Origin of the sequence: Micromonospora sp. NPDC048063 (assembly GCF_043202855.1) — a bacterium.
Classification (GTDB): domain Bacteria; phylum Actinomycetota; class Actinomycetes; order Mycobacteriales; family Micromonosporaceae; genus Micromonospora.
This window is the reverse complement of record NZ_JBIDBG010000034.1, coordinates 11,739-28,111: the sequence shown is the minus strand read 5'-3', so window position 1 is coordinate 28,111 and position 16,373 is coordinate 11,739. Positions and strand designations below refer to the sequence as shown.

Genomic DNA, 16,373 nt, shown 5'->3' with positions numbered 1-16,373 from the left:
ACGTCCTGTTCGCCATGCTCCGCGACAAGATCCCCTACCAGCCCCGCCCCACACCGCCGATCACAGCTTGACGAAACCCATAGGGACACCCCCCCCCCGCGACGCTGACCTCCCCTCCCCTCCCCGTCCGCCCCGTCCCCGCCGCCACCCCGCCTGGCGATCATGCAGTCGTGGTGCCTCGCGAAACGTCCTACCGGGACCCGTCGCCTGGGTGCGATCTTCGTGTTCGCCGTGGAGGCGGCCACCGGAATCGCATGATCGGCTGGCGGGGCGGGGCGGGGCGGGGCGGGGCGGGGTTCGGGGTTTCGGGGTGGGTGGGGGGTGGGGGCGCCTAGGATCGGGGGCGGGGTGGGTGCCCCGGACCGCGTCGAGCCTCGGGGGTGGGGATGCGGGATCTCCGGTACAAGATGATCATGGCGCTGAACGCCGCCGACCTCGGTGACCCGATCTGCGCGCAGGTGGCCGAGATCTGCGCCGAGATCGCCGAGCAGCACTGCCAGGAGCTCGGCCACGCACCGCAGCCGCGCTCCGGCGAGATCGGCGAGCTGGCCACGGGTGAACCGGCGCTCACCTGGGCGCCGACCGAGACCGGGCAGCGTGCCTGGTGACGCCTCCCGCCGACCCACCGGCCGCGCCAGTCGATTCCGGGGCGGCGTCGGGCCGCCGACCGGTGACGCGGTGACCGCCCCCGCTCCGGCCGTCGACGTCCGGCGGGCCGACGACCGCTTCGCCACCCGGATCTCCTGGCTCGACTCGAAGCACTCGTTCTCGTTCTCCCGGCACTACGACCCGGCCAACACCCACCACGGTCTGCTGCTGGTCAACAACGACGACGTGGTCCGGCCGGGCGCCGGCTTCGAGACCCACCCGCACCAGGACATGGAGATCGTCACCTGGGTGTTGCGCGGGTCGCTGGTGCACCAGGACTCCACCGGTCACTCCGGCGTGATCTACCCCGGGCTGGCGCAGCGGATGAGCGCCGGCACCGGCATCCTGCACTCGGAGAAGAACGACTCCTGGCGGCTCGACGGCCGCGACCCGCACACCGATCCCGTCCACTTCGTGCAGATGTGGGTGCTGCCGGACGAGCAGGGCATCGACCCCGGCTACGAACAGCTCGAGATCCACGACGAGCTCCTGCGCGGCGGCCTGGTGCCCGTCGCCTCCGGGATGGACCGCCACGACGGTGCGGCGGCGATCCGGATCCGGAACCGCTTCGCCGCCCTGCACGCCGCCCGGCTCCGCCCCGGCGACGAGGTCGATCTCCCGGACGCGCCCTTCGTCCATCTCTACGTGCCGACCGGCGCGGTCACCCTGGAGGGCAGCGGCCTGCTCGGCACCGGCGACGCCGCCCGGCTCACCATGACGGGCGGGCGACGGGTCACCGCCACCGAGCCGGCCGAGATCCTCGTCTGGGAGATGCACGCCACCATCGCCTGACCCGCCAGCCCCCGAGGTTCCCGCCTCACATTCGGCGATCTTGCAGTTTCGCCCCACGTATTGCGGCTTTCGGGATGATTCGCCTGGGCAGAAAGTGCAAGATCGCCGGGGTCGAGGGGTGGGGGCTCGGGGGCGGGGGAGGGGGGTGGGGTGGGTTAGGCCTGGATTTCGGAGCGGTCGGCGGACCAGAGGGTGTGGAAGGTGCCGTCGCGGTCCACCCGGTGGTAGGTGTGCGCGCCGAAGTTGTCCCGCAGCCCCTGGATCAGCGCCGCCGGGAGGCGCTCGGCGCGCAGCGCGTCGAAGTACGCCAGCGACGAGGCGAACGCGGGCGCCGGCACCCCGGCCCGGGCCGCGTCGGCAACCACCCTGCGCCAGCTCGGCACGCCGTCGTTGACGGTGTCCGCGAACCACGGCGCGACCAGCAGCGTCGGCAGCTCCGGCCGCTCGTCGTATGCCTGCCGGATGCGGTCGAGGAAGCGGGCGCGGATGATGCAGCCGCCCCGCCAGATCGTCGCAGTGCCGCCCAGGTCGATGCCCCAGTCGTACTCCTGCGAGCCGGCCCGGATGTGGTCGAAGCCCTGCGCGTACGCGACGATCTTGGAGGCGAGCAGCGCGCGGCGGACGTCCTCGACGAAGGTCTCCCGGTCGCCGACCTGCCACGTGTCGCCCGCGTCCGGGAACGCCCCGCGCGCCGCCGCCCGCTGGTCGGCGTGCCCGGACAGCGACCGGGCGAACGTCGCCTCGGCGATGCCGGTGATGGGGATGCCCAGGTCGAGGGCGCTCTGCACCGTCCAGCGGCCGGTGCCCTTCTGCTCGGCGCGGTCCAGCACGACGTCCACGAACGCCCGCCCGGTGGCCGCGTCGGTGTGCGCCAGCACGTCCCCGGTGATCTCGATGAGGAAGGACTCCAGCTCGCCGGAGTTCCAGTTGCGGAAGATCTCCGCGATCTCCGCCGGCTCCGCGCCCAGCCCCGCCCGCAGCAGGTCGTACGCCTCGGCGATGAGCTGCATGTCGGCGTACTCGATGCCGTTGTGCACCATCTTGACGAAGTGCCCGGCGCCGTCCGGCCCGATGTGCCGGCAGCACGGCACCCCGTCCACCTGCGCGGCGATCCTCTCGAAGATCGGGCCGAGCGTGCGGTAGGACTCCGCCGACCCGCCGGGCATGATGCTCGGGCCGCGCAGCGCACCCTCCTCGCCGCCGGAGACGCCGGTGCCGACGAAGTGCAGCCCGTGGGCCCGCAGCGCCTCCTCCCGCCGGCGGGTGTCGGCGAAGTGCGCGTTGCCGCAGTCCACGACGATGTCGCCGGGGTCGAGCAGTGGCACCAGTTCGTCGATCACGGCGTCGGTGGGCCCGCCCGCCTTGACCATCACGATCACCGCCCTCGGCCGCTCCAGCGAGGCGACGAAGTCCGCCATCGACTCGGCGGGGAGGAAGGTCCCCTCGTCGCCGTGCTCCGCGACCAGGCTGCGGGTGCGCTCCGGCGAGCGGTTGTGCAGCGCCACGGTGAAGCCGTTGCGGGCCAGGTTCCGGGCCAGGTTGCGGCCCATCACCGCCAGCCCGGTCACGCCGATCCGCGCCGTCGCCCGCTCGGCCATCCGTCCGCCGCCTTCCGCCGTCCACGCCTGTCGCTGTGACCGTATCGCGGCGGGTGGCGGGCGCGGTGTGGTGTTCGGCAGCCCGTCTCCACCGGTCGCGGTGCGCTCGCGGTCGGCCATGCCGATCGTGCCGGTAATTCGGATGCGCGGGTCGTGCGGTGGGGTTAGCGTGTGGGCATGCGCAACTGACGCCCCATCTCCGAGCCGGCCCGCCGCCCTGCTGCCGTGGGTCCGCGTGCTCCCGGGCGTCCGCATTCCCACCCTGTCGCCGAGGCGGCGGTGTCCTTCGTGGTCGCACCCGGGGAGCAGTCCCGATTCCGCCCGACCGTCGCGCGACGGTCACCGACCGGCGGCCCGCCCCGTCCGACGACGGGACGGCCCGCAGAACGAGGAGGCCCGGATGCCAGCCAAGCGCAACCCGAAGAAGTCCCGTACCACCGTCACGCCGAAGCCGACCGTCGCGGACCTGACGCCGATCGAGGTGGACGCGATCGGCCTCGCCCCGGCGTCGGTCCCGGCGTTGCCGGCGGCGGCGCCGTCGACGAAGGCCGGTCCGCCCGTCAGGGGTTCCGGGGCCCGCAACCCCGGGGGCCGGAGCCAGCAGGCACCCCAGGCCCGCCGGTACGCCTTCCGGCGCAGCTGACGGGCGGCACCTCCGCCAGCCCGTCGCCCAGGGACCGGCAAGCGGAGTCTGCGTCGGCCGCGGCCACCCGGCAGCACCTCCGCAGGCGTCGCGCCCGGCCCTGCTGTCGAGGCTGGCGCGGCCCGACGAAGGGGCGGGCCCGGGACGCCAGGGCGGGGCCGCGGCTGACGCCGCGACCCCGCCCGGCCCCCGGCCCGGGTCAGGAGCGCGTGGCCACCGGCGCCTCCGTCCGGTCCGTCGCCTCGGCCGGACGATCCCGGTTCACGCCGACCGCCAGGCTGGACAGCCCGGCCGCCATCAGCACGCTCACCACGATCTTGAGCGGGGCGCCCTCGCTGACGAAGTCGAGGACCTGCCCGCCGGTGAGGACGAGCGGCACCCACAGCGACACCATGCCCGCGCGCCAGGTCCCGAAGGCCAGCACCAGAAGACCGATCATCCAGCCCAGCAGCCATGTGGCGAACGACGCCATCACGAACGGGTCGTTGTCGAGGGCGTCGACGACCGGTCGGGCGGCGTCGGCGTCGACGCCGGCGCCGGCGAGGGCCCCGAAGAAGGCGTTGTAGTGCCAGAGGTGGACGGTGGAGAAGTAGAGCCCGAGCAGGGTGATGCCGCCGCCGATCGTGGCGACCAGCGGCTTGCGCCGCCCGAGCGTCACGGCCAGGCCGGCCATCGCCGGTACGAGCAGCAGGTGCGTCAGGGCGAACAGGACGGTCTCCACCCGCCACGCGCCGAGGTGCCCGGCGGCCAACGCCACGTTGCCGGCGGTCTCGGACACGTCGTCGGGGAACATCACCCAGTAGAACGCGTTCGCGACGCCGTAGAGAACGCCGGCCGCAGCCAGCGCGACCGCCGTCAGCCGCCGGCCGTACCGTTGCCCGGTCCTGTCATCCATCGTGGTCTCCCATCGAGAAGTGTGTGGTGGACGCTAGGAGCCGGCCCCGGGGCCGATCGTCGGCCGACGGGTTGAGCCGAAGGTGGAGCCTCCGTCTGGCCTTCTACACCCGTGGGTGGACGCCCGGCCACGCTCGCCGCCGATACCCTTCGCACCATGTCAGCCGCCGTCCCCGACAACCGACGTCTCCCGCGGGGTCTCGTCGTCGCCACCGTCGCCGGTCTCGCGCTGTTCGGGTTCGGCCTGGCCGAGCTGTACGTTCCGATCGCCGGCTACGTCGAAGGCGAGGGTCCCGACCTCGCGGCGCTGCCCGCCGGCTGGCTCGCCGCGCTCACCGTGCTGCTCGTCGGCTACGGCCTCGCGGTCGCGGCCTGTACGACGTACCCGCGAGCGGCGGCCGTCCTCGCCGGCGCCTGCTTCACCGCGCAGAGCTTCACGCCCGTCCTCCCGGAGTGGCCGGTCGTGCCGCTGCTGGCGCTGGTCCTCGCCTGCTTCGGCTGCATCGCCGTCGGGGGACGCGCCGCGCCGACCGTCGCCACGGTTAGCTACTTCGCCGCACTCGGCATCGAGAACACGGCCGCCGGCGACTCGGACTGGGTGTTCATCGTGTTCGTGGGGCTCGCGGTGCTGGGCCCCGGCTACGCGGTCCGGATGCGCCGCGCGCAGGCGGTACGCCTGGTCGCCCTCGCCGCCGAGCGGGAGGCAGCCGCGCGGACCGACGAGCGGCTGCGGGTGGCCCGGGAACTGCACGACATCGTCTCGCACGGCGTCTCCGCGATGGTGCTGCAAGCCGGCGCGGCCGAGGCCGTGCTCGACTCGGACCCGCGCCAGGCCCGCGAGTCACTGGAGGCGGTGCAGGAGGTGGGGCGCGACGTCGTCACCGAACTGCGCCGGCTGCTGGTCATTTTGCGCGGCTCGGAACCGGCGCCGGAGGCGCTGCCCTCGCTGCGACAGCTCGACGCGTTGACCACCGCGGTACGCGTCACCGGCGGCCGGGTCGAGGTCACCGTCACGGGCGACCTCGACCTGGTCCCGGTCGCCGCCGACGTCAGCGCCTACCGGATCCTCCAGGAGGCCCTGACGAACGCCGCCCGGCACGCCCCGGGCGCTACCGTTGCCGTCTCGGTCGACGTGGCCGACGCCCGCCTCCGGCTGCACGTCGTGGACGACGGGCCCGGCACCGCCCGCCGTGGCGTCGGCACGGGCCACGGGTTGACCGGCATCCGGGAACGGGCCGGTCTGTTCGGCGGCACGGTCACCACGGGCCCGCGCGAGCAGGGCGGCTTCGAGGTCCGCGTGGAGCTTCCGTTGGGTCTCGACGGCTCGGCGCCCGCGCTCTCCCCGACGGGCACGACGGCGTGACCCGGGTGCTCATCGCCGACGACGAGGCCCTCGTCCGCGGTGGACTCCGGATGATCCTCGGCACGCAGCCCGACATCGAGGTGGTCGCCGACGCGGCCGACGGCGAGGACGCCGTGCTGCTCGCGGCACGCCTCAAGCCCGACGTCGTCCTGATGGACATCCACATGCCGCGGCTGGACGGCATCGCCGCGACGGAACGGATCCTGGCGGAGTGCGCCGACATCCGGATCATCGTGCTGACCACCTTCGACCTCGACGAGTACGTCTACCGGGCGCTGCGGGCCGGCGCGTCCGGGTTCATGCTCAAGACCACCCCGCCGAAGGATCTCGCGGGCGCCCTGCAGGCCGCCGCGCGTGGCGACGCGCTGCTGTCCCCGTCGATCACCCGCAGGCTGATCGACCACTACACGGCGACGGCGCCGGCGGCGACCGCGGGCAGCCCAGGCCTGGCGGAACTGACCGCCCGGGAGACGGAGGTGCTGCGGATGATGGCGGACGGCCTGTCCAACCGGGAGATCGCCCACCAGCTCTTCCTCGGCGAGGCGACGGTGAAGACGCACGTCAACCGCATCTTCGCCAAGCTCGGGGTGCGCGACCGGGTGCAGGCCGTCGTGCTGGCGTACCAGACCGGCGTGGCCCAGCTCCGGCGCCGGTAGGGCGAGGCGACCGCCGGGCCTCGGCCGCCGGACTCGTGGCGGCGGCGACCGCCGCAATCGTGGCGGCGGCGACCGCCGGACGTGGCGCCGACAGCCGCCGTGGCGGTCAGCCGATCAGTGGCCGGAAGGTTCCCGCCAGGACGCTGACCGCCAGCGCCGCGCCGGCCAGCAGCGCCGCCCCGGCGATCAGCAGCCCGTCGGCGGCGACGAAGCGTTGCCGTCGGGCGACCGTACGCGGGGTGCCGGCGTCGAAGCCGCGGGCGTCCATCGCCACGGCCAACCGGGTGCCCCGGCGGATCGCCCCGACCAGCAGCGCGAAGGCGGTGGAGGCGAACAGTCGCAGCTTCGCCAGCGGGTTGCGTCCCGCCGCCACCCCGCGGGCGCGGCGGGCCATGGCGATCATCTGCCACTCCTGCCCGAGCAGCGGCACCAGCCGGAACGCCGCCAACGCCCCGATGGCGAACCGGGCTGGCGCCTTCGCGTTCTGGATCAGGGCGTCCGCCAGGTCGGTGGGGTCGGTGGTGGCGAACACGATCACGCCGGGCAGTGCCACGGCGAACATGCGCAGCACCAGGCCGAGCGCGGTGAGCAGCACCCCGGAGGTGACCACCGCGGGGCCGGCCTCGACCAGCACCCGGCCGGAGCGCTCGGCCGCGAAGAGCACCAGCGTCACCACGATGCCGACCGCGCCGACCAGCAGCGGCCCGGCCCGCCGGGCCAGCACCCGGAAGCGGACCCCGAACAGCGGCAGCACGGCCAGCTCGACGGCGATGGCGATCGCCGGGGCCACCGGGTCCAGGGTGGCGACGAGGATGAACGAGAACACCAGCGCCGCGGCGAGCTTGGCCACCGGGTTGCGCCGGGCCAGCGGCGCGTCGGGGGCGGCGACCGGTTCGAGGGTGATCACGGCCGCTCCGGGACGGGACGGGCGCGGCGTGCGGCCGGCGCCGGACCGGTCATGGTCCGGCGACGCCGCGGGTGCGCGGCCGGCGCGTTGTGCGAGCTGGTCACGGCCGCTCCAGGGTGACGCGCCGGTCCGCCAGAGCGGCCACGAACTCCGGGTCGTGGGTGACGGCGACCAGGCCGTGCCCGGCGTCGCGCAGTTCGGCGAAGAGGTTCACCAGCTCCAGCCAGGTCCGCCGGTCCTGGCCGAAGGTGGGTTCGTCGCAGACGAGCAGGCGGGGCGCGGTGGCCAGGGCCGTCGCCACGCTCAGTCGCCGCGCCTCCCCACCCGACAGGGTGTACGGGTTGGCCGCGGCGAGCTTCGTCAACCGCAGCCGGGACAGCAGGTCGTCCACGGTGGACCGGACCGCCGTCTCGGGCTGGCCGGTGCGGCGCGGGCCGAGGGCCAGCTCGTCGAAGACGGTGGTGGCGACGAACTGGTGCTCCGGGTCCTGGAAGACCGAGCCGATCCGCCGGGCCAGCGCCGGGGCGCGCCAGCGGTGCGGGGGAGTGCGGGCGTCGGAGCCGGCCAGTGCCGCCGTCGCCACGACCCGGCCGGCTCCCGGCTTGAGCAGCCCGCCGAGCAGCAGCGCGAGGGTCGACTTCCCGGCCCCGTTCGGGCCGAGCACGGCGAGCGCCTCGCCGGCGCGTACCGCCAGGTCGACGGCGGCCAGCCGGGGCGGCAGGCCGAGCCGGTCGGCGGTGAGCAGCAGGTCGCCGGCCGGCGCGGTGGCGTGGCGGGGCGGCACGGGCCGGCCGGGCACCCAGACGCCCGCGGCGGCGAGCGCGTCGCCGTGGGCGCCGAAGACGGCCTGGGGCGTGCCGTCCGCGCGGACGCCGCCGCCCGGTTCGAGCACCACCACCCGGTCGACCAGCGGCAGCGCCTCGGCGACCCGGTGCTCGACCAGGATCAGGGTGGTGTCGGCGTCCAGCGCGCCGGCCACCGCCGCGCGGACGAGCGCGGCGCCGGTCGGGTCCAGGTTGGCGGTCGGTTCGTCGAGCAGCAGCAGCCCGGGCCGCAGGGCCAGCACCCCCGCCAGGGCGAGGCGTTGCTGCTCGCCGCCGGAGAGGGCCGCGGTGGGCCGGTCCCGGTGGTACGGGAAGCCGACCCGGGCCAGCGCCTCGTCGACGCGGGGCCAGATCTCCCCGGCGGGGACCCCCCGGTTCTCCAGCCCGAACGCCACGTCGTCGCCGCTGCGGGCCATCACGAGCTGGGTCTCCGGGTCCTGGAAGACGATGCCGACCCGGTCCCGGCCCCTGCGGGGGTCGAGCCCGTCGACCTCGACGGTGCCCTCCTGTTCGCCCGAGTCCTCGGGCAGCAGCCCGGCCAGCGCGGCGAGCAGGGTGCTCTTGCCGGCGCCCGACGGCCCGAGCAGCAGCACCCGCTCGCCGGCCTCGACGCGCAGGTCCACCCCGCGCACGGCCCACGCCCGGCGCCCGGCGTGCCGCCACCCGAACCCCCGCAGCGTCACCGCCCCCACGCCGTCCCCCTTCCGGCCCGCGCGCGGGCGTCGACCATGAGGTTGGCGGCACCCACGGAGATCCACGTCGCCGTCCACCTCATGATCAACCCCGATTCCGGTGGTGCAGGTCAGACGGCGGCGCGTTCGCGGCCGGCGGGGAAGCGGTCCAGGACGCCGGTGCCCGCCAGGGCGCGGGTGAGGGCCCAGCCGCCGGCGCCGGCGACGGCGGCGGCGCTGACGACGGTGAGCAGGGCGTACGGGACCCGGTAGCTGCCGAGCGCGTAGTCGACGTTCCAGACGAAGAAGTCGAACAGCGCCGCGCCGAGGCCGGTCAGCGCCCCGGCGAGCAGCGCGGTGGGCAGCCGGAACGAGCGGTACCGGAACGCGGCGAAGGCCACCTCGGCGCCGAGCCCCTGGATGAGGCCCTGGACGATGGTGATGCCGCCCCACTCCGAGCCGAGCAGCGCGGAGACCGTCGCCGCCACCGCCTCGCAGAAGAGCGCCGCGCCGGGCTTGCGGATCACCAGGCCGCCGAGCACGGCCGGGACCAGCCAGACGCCGTACATGATCGCCTGGCCGGCCGGGAAGAACGCGAACGCCGGGTCGACGGCCCGCCACAGCAGGCCCCAGGCCCAGAAGATGACGCCGAACGCCACCGCGATCACCGCGGCGATGACGACGTCGAGTGTGCGCCACCGGGTGGTCGTGTTGTCTCGCATGATTGCTCCCAGTCCTGAACGCGAACCAGGAGAAGACGCACGCCGCGCCCGGTGTGCCCGGACGGCGGCGCGGCTGGAGGTCGACCGAACTCCCTGCGCTGGCATTACCCAGATCAGGTTCGAGGGTCTGCGGGCGGTGCCCGCACTCTCAGCGCTGTGCGCTCCCCTGTCGGATGTGAAGTTGTCGCGCCGACGCTAACACCTTTGAAGATCATCGGGCAAAGTGATCTTTTCGCTGGTCACCAGCGAGTTCGCTCGATCTCGTCGGTTCCGGCCGGTACGCTCGGGCGGCCACTGGCGGAATCGGCGGAGGAAACCACGTGACATCCGAGGTTGACCGCTCCGTGCCGGATGGGCGCGCCCCGGGGTCGGTCGGTGTGGCCGCGCCGGGCGTGCCCCCGCAGGAGCCGGCGGGCGGCGGCGGGAGCGCCTGGCGGTTCGGGTCGGTCGAGGCGCTCGCGGTCCTGCTGGTCCTGCTGGTCGTGTTCCGTGAGCCGCTCGCCGGGGCCCTGTCCGCGCCCTGGCTGCAGACCTGGACCACCGTCTTCGTCTCGGTCATGGTGCAGGCGGTGCCGTTCCTGGTCTTCGGGGTGGTCCTCTCCGCCGTGATCGCGGTCTTCGTGCCCCGGTCGTTCTGGGCCCGGGCGCTGCCCCGGCACCCCGCGCTCGCGGTGCCCGTGGCGAGCGCGGCCGGCGTGGTGCTGCCCGGCTGCGAGTGCGGGTCCGTGCCGATCGCCGGGTCGCTGATCCGGCGCGGGGTCACCCCGGCCGCCGCGCTGGCCTTCCTGCTCGCCGCCCCGGCCATCAACCCGATCGTGCTCACCGCCACCGCGGTGGCCTTCCCCGACGACCCGGAGATGGTCCTCGGCCGCGGCGTCGCGAGCCTGGTCGTCGCGATGGTGATGGGGTGGCTGTGGCTGCGCCTCGGCCGGGCCGACTGGATCCGGCTGCCGCGCCGGCCGGAGCTGGACGACGGCCCGCGCGGGCGGGCGTTCTGGGCGGCGGTCCGGCACGACGTCACCCACGCCGGCGGGTTCCTGGTGGTCGGCGCGGCGGCCGCCGCCACCATCAACGTCGTCGTGCCCGAGCGCTGGTTGCAGACGCTCGCCGAGGACCCGGTGCTCTCGGTGCTCGCGCTGGCCGTGCTCGCGGTGCTGCTCTCCCTCTGCTCGGAGGCCGACGCCTTCGTGGCCGCCTCGCTGTCGCAGTTCTCGCTGACCGCCCGCCTGGTCTTCCTGGTGGTGGGGCCGATGGTCGACCTCAAGCTCATCGCGATGCAGACCGGCGTCTTCGGCCGGCGGTTCGCGCTGCGGTTCGCCCCGGCCACCTTCGCGGTGGCCGTCGCGGTTGCCGCCGCGACCGGGGCGGTGCTGCTGTGAACCGGCAGGCGCAGGCCGTCGTCCTGCTGCTGCTCGGGGGCGCCGTGGTCCGGGCCAGCCTCACCGACCTCTACCTGCGCTACGTCAAGGAGGGGCTGCGCCCCTTTTTGGTCGCCGCGGGCCTGCTGCTGGTCGTCGCCGCGGTCATGACCCTCTGGTACGAGCTGCGTCCCGCCCTCCGGCGCCCCGCCGCGTCCCCGACCGCCGACGGCGAGCACGAGCGCGCCGGCGGGGACCACGAGCGCGCCGACGGCGAGCACGAGCGCGCCGGCCGGGACGAGGCCGCCGACCACGGGCACGGCCACCACGAGCCGCGGATCGGCTGGTTGCTGATCCTGCCGGCGCTGGGTCTGCTCCTGGTCGCCCCGCCCGCCCTCGGCTCGTACGCGGCCGGGCAGGCCGGCACCGCGCTCTCCGCTCGGCAACAGCCGTCCGACTACCCGCCCCTGCCCGACGGCGATCCGGCGCAGGTCAGCGTGCTCGACTACGCCTCGCGGGCGCTGTTCGACCGGGGCGCGTCGCTCGGCGGGCGACGGGTCCGGCTGACCGGTTTCGTCACCACCGGCCCCGACGGCCGACCGCTCCTGGCCCGGATGGTGCTCTCCTGCTGCGCGGCCGACGGGCGGCCGGTCAAGCTGGGCCTGACCGGCGCCGCCCCCGAAGGGCTCGCCGACGACACCTGGATCGAGGTGACCGGCCGCTACAGCGACCGGATCGCCCGGGACCCGGTCAACGACGCCGAGATCCCCTACCTCGACGTGGAGTCCTGGCGGCAGGTGCCCACCCCCAAACGCCAGTACGAGTGACCCCGCCCGCCCTGGGTAGGCTGGCGATCATGCGGATCGAGGCGCGGGGGCTCACGTTCGACGTACGCGTCGGCGGTCCCGAGGGCGGCGCGCCCGTCCTGCTGCTGCACGGCTTTCCACAGCACGGCGGGGAGTGGGACGACGTCGTCCCGCCGCTGCACGCCGCCGGCCTGCGCACCTACGCGCCGGACCAGCGCGGCTACTCGCCGGGCGCGCGGCCCGAGGCGGTCGAGGCGTACCGGATGCCGGAGCTGGTGGCCGACGCGGTGGCCGTGCTGGACGCGCTGGGCGTCGACGCGGCGCACCTCGTGGGGCACGACTGGGGCGCGGTGGTGGCCTGGGACCTGGCCGCCCGCCACCCGGAGCGGGTCCGGACGCTGACCGCGGTCTCCGTGCCGCACCCCGCCGCGATGGCGCACGCGCTGGCCGAGGACCCGGGGCAGAAGGCGCGCTCGGCGTACATCGTGCTGTTCCGCAAGCCGGGCAGGGCGGAGAGGGCGCTGCTGGCGCTGGGCGCGACCGGGCTGCGCCGGATGCTGCACGGGGTCGGCGACGACGAGCGGGTGGCCGCGTACGCGGACCCGATGCGCGAACCCGGCGCGCTGACGGCGGCGCTGAACTGGTACCGGGCGATGTCCCGGCGGGACATGGCGGCCACCGGGCCGGTGCCGGTGCCGACCACCTTCGTGTGGAGCGACCGCGACATCGCGATCGGCCGGACCGCGGCCGAGGCGTGCGCCGGCCACGTGAGCGCCGACTACCGCTTCGTCGAGCTGCCCGGGGTGAGCCACTGGATCCCCGACGAGGCGCCCGCCCCGCTGGCCGAGGCGATCCTGGCCCGGGTGCTGGGCCCGGCCTGACCGGTGCGGCCTCGCCCCGCCGGGAGTGGCCGGGCGTTCCCGACGGACGTACGACATGGACGGAGGAGAGACATGACGGTGAGCGCCGAGGACTACCTGGCCGTGGTGACCGAGACGATGCAGCGGGTGGCCACGAGCCAGCGCGAGGCGGTGGGGCGGGCCGCCGACCTGATCGCCGACGCGGTGCGCGCCGACGGGGTGGTCCACGCGTTCGGCACGGGCCACTCGGAGGCGCTGGCGATGGAGATCGCGGGCCGGGCCGGCGGGCTGGTGCCCACCAACCGGATCGCCCTGCGGGACCTGGTGCTGGTCGGCGGCGCGCCGGCCGACGTGCTCGGGCCGCTGCTCGAACGCGATCCGTCGGTGGCGCACCGCCTCTACGAGCTGGCCCCCGTCAGCCCCGGGGACGTCTTCGTGCTGGCCTCCAACTCCGGCGTCAACGGCGCGATGGTGGAGTTCGCGTCCCTGGTCAAGGAGAAGGGGCACGGGCTGGTCGCGATCACCTCGGCGCAGCACTCCGGGCAGATGACCTCGCGCCACCCGTCGGGGCGCAAGCTCGCCGACGTCGCCGACGTGGTGCTCGACAACGGCGCCCCGTACGGCGACGCGACGCTGCCGCTGCCCGGCGGCGGTGCGGTCGGCGCGGTCTCGTCGATCACGGCGGCGCTGCTGGCGCAGCAGATCACGGTCGAGGTGGTGGCCCGGCTGCTCGCCGCGGGGGAGCGGCCTCCGGTCTACCTGTCGGCCAACATCGCCGGCGGCGACGAGCACAACAACGCCCTGGAGGCCCGGTACGCCGGCCGGATCCGCCGCGGCTCCTGAGCGGAGCGGGCCGGCGTGTGCCGGGCTCGCGCGGGCGACGTGAGCCGGTTTCGCGGCTCCGTCGGTGGGGCATCAGCGTTGCTGCCGACGGGCGAACCCCGTCGGCAGTACCGTCTGACCGGAGGTAGCCCGTGTCCAAGGAAACCGAGCGGCAGCGCTGGCAGCGCAACTTCGCCGACCTGTTGCAGGAGCTGCGGGTCGCGCAGACCGGCGTGCAGATCCTCTTCGCCTTCCTGCTGACCCTGCCGTTCAGCAACGGGTTCACCAGGACGAGCGGTTTCCAGAAGGACGTCTACATCGTCTCGTTGCTCGCGGCCGCCGCCGCGACCGCGATGATCATTTCCCCGGTGGCGTTCCACCGCGCGCTGTTCCGGCAGGGCCGCAAGCCGGAGCTGGTCCGGTTCGCCCACCGGATGGCCAGCGCCGGCCTCGCCTTCATGCTGATCTCGATGGTCAGCGCGGTGCTGCTGATCACCGACTTCGTGCTGGACCGGGGCGTCGCCCTGCTGCTCAGCGGCGCCACGGCGATCTGGTTCCTCACCTTCTGGGTGTTCCTGCCGTTCGCCCGGCGCAACTGGGGCGAGGACGACATCGACGACGAGGACGACGACCCCCGACACCTACCCGGCGACTGACCCGGGTCGACGAAACTCGATCTTCACCGAACGCTACCCCTGGGTAACACCCGGGGGTAGCGTGCTGTTTGTCGAGCACGTCGACGCAGCCGGACCGAGGTTCGAGGGGGCAGCCGTGACCACGACGCAGAACAGCCGACCCACGCCGGACGGATCCGGCGCCGACCAGCCCGCGGCGAAGGACACCGAAGGCGTGCCGACGGCCGGCGCGGCCGGGCCGCTGCCGAAGGAGGCGGGGCAGGTCTCCGAGAAGGAGGCCCGCCAGGTCGCCGAGGCGGCCCGCGAGTCCTCGTGGGACCGACCCAGCTTCGGCAAGGAACTCTTCCTCGGCCGCCTCCGACTCGACCTGATCGACCCCTGGCCGCGCCCGGACGCGGCGGACGTCGCCCGGGCCGACGAGTTCCTCGGCCGGTTCCGCGAGTTCCTCACCTCCGAGGTGGACGGGGCGGCAATCGAACGGGACGCGTCCATCCCGGACGACGTGTTCCACGGTCTGGCCCGGCTCGGCGCGTTCGGCATGAAGGTCGACCGGTCGTACGGCGGGCTCGGGCTGAGCAACCTGCACTACTGCCGCGCGCTCATGCTGGCCGGCTCGGTCAGCCCGGCGATCGGTGCGCTGCTGTCGGCACACCAGTCCATCGGGGTGCCGCAGCCGCTGAAGATGTTCGGCACCGCCGAGCAGAAGCAGCGCTTCCTGCCCCGCCTCGCCGCCGGCGAGGTGTCCGCGTTCCTGCTCACCGAGCCGGACGTCGGCTCCGACCCGGCCCGGCTGGCCACCACCGCCGAGCCGACCCCCGACGGCACCGGCTACCGGCTCAACGGGGTGAAGCTCTGGGCCACCAACGGCACCGTCGCCACCCTGCTCGTGGTGATGGCCCGGGTCCCCGCCGCCGAGGGGCGGCGTGGCGGGATCACCGCCTTCGTCGTCGAGGGCGACGCCGAGGGCATCACGATCGAGCGGCGCAACGCCTTCATCGGCCTGCGCGGCCTGGAGAACAGCCTCACCCGCTTCCACGACGTCTTCGTGCCGAACGAGAACGTCATCGGCGGCGAGGGCAAGGGCCTGAAGATCGCGCTGACCACCCTGAACACCGGGCGGCTGTCGCTGCCGGCCATGTGTGTGGGCGCCGGCAAGTGGGCGTTGAACGTGGCCCGGGAGTGGGCCGCCGACCGGGTGCAGTGGGGCCGGCCCGTCGGCGAGCACGAGGCGGTGGCCCAGAAGCTCTCCTTCGTCGCCGCGACGACGTACGGCATGGAGACCATGCTCGACCTGTGCTGCCTGCTGGCCGACGACGACCGCAACGACATCCGGATCGAGGCGGCGCTGGTCAAGCTCTACGCCAGCGAGATGGCCTGGAGGATCGCCGACGAGCTGATCCAGATCCGGGGCGGTCGCGGCTACGAGACGGCCGACTCGCTGGCGGCGCGGGGCGAGCGCCCGGCCGCGGTCGAGCAGCTGCTGCGCGACCTGCGGATCAACCGGATCTTCGAGGGCTCGACCGAGATCATGCACCTGCTGATCGCCCGCGAGGCGGTCGACGCGCACCTGTCCGTCGCCGGCGACATCATCGACCCGGACGCCGGGCTCGGCCGCAAGGCGAAGGCCGGCGCGCGGGCCGGCGTCTTCTACGCGAAGTGGCTGCCCACCCTGGCCGTAGGCAAGGGCCAGCGCCCGTCGGCGTACGGCGAGTTCGGCCCGCTCGCCGGCCACCTGCGGCAGGTCGAGCGCGCCTCGCGCAAGCTGGCCCGGTCGACGTTCTACGCGATGTCCCGGTGGCAGGGGAAGATGGAGCGCAAGCAGGCGTTCCTCGGCCGGGTGGTGGACATCGGCGCGGAGCTGTTCGCGATGTCCGCCGTCTGCGTGCGCGCCTACGCCGAGCGGGACACCCGGCCGGAGAACGTCGAGCTGGCCGACCTGTTCTGCCGGCAGGCCCGGGTCCGGGTCGACGCGCTCTTCACCGCCCTGTGGGACAACACCGACTCGGTTGACACGGCCGCCGCGAAGCGGATCCTGGCCGGGCGCTACGCCGGCCTGGAGGAGGGGGTGGTCACCCCGGCCGACGACCTGCCCTGGGTGGCGCGCTGGTCGCCCGGCCCGTCCGCCGCCCCCGACGTCCGCCGCCGCATCCCGCCCTCGGCGTGACACCGGCCCG

16 protein-coding genes and 1 riboswitch are annotated in these 16,373 nt (G+C 74.5%); of the genes, 11 read left to right on the top strand and 5 right to left on the bottom strand.

The features are described from left to right. Positions 1-386 precede the first annotated feature (386 nt). A complete protein-coding gene (locus ACGFZ2_RS33975) occupies positions 387-608 on the top strand; it encodes a thioredoxin reductase (protein ID WP_393269373.1) in 222 nt (73 codons plus the stop codon). A 70-nt stretch (positions 609-678) separates the two neighbouring features. Continuing rightward, on the top strand, positions 679-1,440 hold the full coding sequence (locus tag ACGFZ2_RS33970) for a pirin family protein (RefSeq protein ID WP_393269375.1): 762 nt from the start codon (positions 679-681) through the stop codon (positions 1,438-1,440). 155 nt (positions 1,441-1,595) lie between these two features. Here the strand turns inward: ACGFZ2_RS33970 and gndA are convergent, their stop codons facing one another. Continuing rightward, entirely contained in the window at positions 1,596-3,038 is a 1,443-nt protein-coding gene (gene gndA, locus ACGFZ2_RS33965; protein WP_393460924.1) for an NADP-dependent phosphogluconate dehydrogenase, read from the bottom strand. A 400-nt stretch (positions 3,039-3,438) separates the two neighbouring features. On the opposite strand from gndA, the gene ACGFZ2_RS33960 reads away from it, so the two are divergent. Further along, positions 3,439-3,681: a hypothetical protein gene (locus ACGFZ2_RS33960; protein WP_393269381.1), complete on the top strand. Its 243-nt coding sequence runs from the start codon at positions 3,439-3,441 to the stop codon at positions 3,679-3,681. A 199-nt stretch (positions 3,682-3,880) separates the two neighbouring features. Here ACGFZ2_RS33960 and ACGFZ2_RS33955 read toward each other — a convergent pair whose 3' ends face one another. Beyond that, positions 3,881-4,576 carry a hypothetical protein gene (locus tag ACGFZ2_RS33955; RefSeq protein ID WP_393269383.1) on the bottom strand — a complete coding sequence of 232 codons (696 nt, stop codon included), beginning with the start codon at positions 4,574-4,576 and terminating at the stop codon, positions 3,881-3,883. Positions 4,577-4,732: 156 nt separating this feature from the next. Between ACGFZ2_RS33955 and ACGFZ2_RS33950 the strand changes: the two genes are divergently transcribed. Beyond that, complete coding sequence (locus ACGFZ2_RS33950; protein ID WP_393269385.1) at positions 4,733-5,938, top strand: sensor histidine kinase; 1,206 nt, start codon at positions 4,733-4,735, stop codon at positions 5,936-5,938. Then, positions 5,935-6,594: a response regulator gene (locus ACGFZ2_RS33945; protein ID WP_393269387.1), complete on the top strand. Its 660-nt coding sequence runs from the start codon at positions 5,935-5,937 to the stop codon at positions 6,592-6,594. The genes ACGFZ2_RS33950 and ACGFZ2_RS33945 overlap by 4 nt, the downstream gene beginning before the upstream one ends. A 106-nt stretch (positions 6,595-6,700) precedes the next feature. On the opposite strand, the gene ACGFZ2_RS33940 is transcribed toward ACGFZ2_RS33945, so the two are convergent. The 3 genes from ACGFZ2_RS33940 to ACGFZ2_RS33930 all read right to left on the bottom strand — a co-directional run bounded on the left by ACGFZ2_RS33940 (position 6,701) and on the right by ACGFZ2_RS33930 (position 9,718). Then, positions 6,701-7,501 (bottom strand): energy-coupling factor transporter transmembrane component T family protein, encoded by an 801-nt coding sequence (locus ACGFZ2_RS33940; protein WP_393460921.1) that lies wholly within the window; start codon positions 7,499-7,501, stop codon positions 6,701-6,703. 100 nt (positions 7,502-7,601) lie between these two features. After that, the gene (locus ACGFZ2_RS33935; RefSeq protein ID WP_393460918.1) at positions 7,602-9,017 is read right to left on the bottom strand and encodes an ABC transporter ATP-binding protein; all 1,416 of its coding nucleotides are present in this window, start codon (positions 9,015-9,017) and stop codon (positions 7,602-7,604) included. A gap of 110 nt (positions 9,018-9,127) precedes the next feature. Continuing rightward, positions 9,128-9,718 (bottom strand): ECF transporter S component, encoded by a 591-nt coding sequence (locus ACGFZ2_RS33930; protein ID WP_350710764.1) that lies wholly within the window; start codon positions 9,716-9,718, stop codon positions 9,128-9,130. Positions 9,719-9,790: 72 nt separating this feature from the next. After that, positions 9,791-9,896, bottom strand: a riboswitch (TPP riboswitch). 199 nt (positions 9,897-10,095) lie between these two features. Here ACGFZ2_RS33930 and ACGFZ2_RS33925 point away from each other — a divergent pair. The 6 genes from ACGFZ2_RS33925 (at position 10,096) to ACGFZ2_RS33900 (ending at position 16,363) form a co-directional block, all read left to right on the top strand. Continuing rightward, complete coding sequence (locus ACGFZ2_RS33925) at positions 10,096-11,097, top strand: permease (protein WP_393269451.1); 1,002 nt, start codon at positions 10,096-10,098, stop codon at positions 11,095-11,097. Then, on the top strand, positions 11,094-11,903 hold the full coding sequence (locus ACGFZ2_RS33920; protein WP_393460915.1) for a TIGR03943 family putative permease subunit: 810 nt from the start codon (positions 11,094-11,096) through the stop codon (positions 11,901-11,903). Before ACGFZ2_RS33925 ends, ACGFZ2_RS33920 begins: the two co-directional genes overlap by 4 nt. 29 nt (positions 11,904-11,932) lie before the next feature. Further along, positions 11,933-12,763, top strand: coding sequence for an alpha/beta fold hydrolase (locus ACGFZ2_RS33915; RefSeq protein ID WP_393269399.1), 831 nt, complete (start codon positions 11,933-11,935; stop codon positions 12,761-12,763). Positions 12,764-12,835: 72 nt separating this feature from the next. Further along, a complete protein-coding gene (locus tag ACGFZ2_RS33910; protein ID WP_393269401.1) occupies positions 12,836-13,585 on the top strand; it encodes a sugar isomerase domain-containing protein in 750 nt (249 codons plus the stop codon). 131 nt (positions 13,586-13,716) lie between these two features. After that, on the top strand, positions 13,717-14,220 hold the full coding sequence (locus ACGFZ2_RS33905; RefSeq protein WP_350710755.1) for a DUF6328 family protein: 504 nt from the start codon (positions 13,717-13,719) through the stop codon (positions 14,218-14,220). Between the two features lie 115 nt (positions 14,221-14,335). Beyond that, positions 14,336-16,363, top strand: a complete 2,028-nt coding sequence (locus ACGFZ2_RS33900) for an acyl-CoA dehydrogenase family protein (protein ID WP_393269404.1) — start codon at positions 14,336-14,338, stop codon at positions 16,361-16,363. Positions 16,364-16,373 lie beyond the last annotated feature (10 nt).

Bases quoted from the DNA above. Each gene is read 5' to 3' on its own strand.
- ACGFZ2_RS33975 (WP_393269373.1), top strand. From the start codon at position 387: ATGCGGGATCTCCGGTACAAGATGATCATGGCGCTGAACGCCGCCGAC.
- gndA (WP_393460924.1), bottom strand. From the start codon at position 3,038: ATGGCCGAGCGGGCGACGGCGCGGATCGGCGTGACCGGGCTGGCGGTG.
- ACGFZ2_RS33960 (WP_393269381.1), top strand. From the start codon at position 3,439: ATGCCAGCCAAGCGCAACCCGAAGAAGTCCCGTACCACCGTCACGCCG.
- ACGFZ2_RS33955 (WP_393269383.1), bottom strand. From the start codon at position 4,576: ATGGATGACAGGACCGGGCAACGGTACGGCCGGCGGCTGACGGCGGTC.
- ACGFZ2_RS33950 (WP_393269385.1), top strand. From the start codon at position 4,733: ATGTCAGCCGCCGTCCCCGACAACCGACGTCTCCCGCGGGGTCTCGTC.
- ACGFZ2_RS33930 (WP_350710764.1), bottom strand. From the start codon at position 9,718: ATGCGAGACAACACGACCACCCGGTGGCGCACACTCGACGTCGTCATC.
- ACGFZ2_RS33915 (WP_393269399.1), top strand. From the start codon at position 11,933: ATGCGGATCGAGGCGCGGGGGCTCACGTTCGACGTACGCGTCGGCGGT.
- ACGFZ2_RS33910 (WP_393269401.1), top strand. From the start codon at position 12,836: ATGACGGTGAGCGCCGAGGACTACCTGGCCGTGGTGACCGAGACGATG.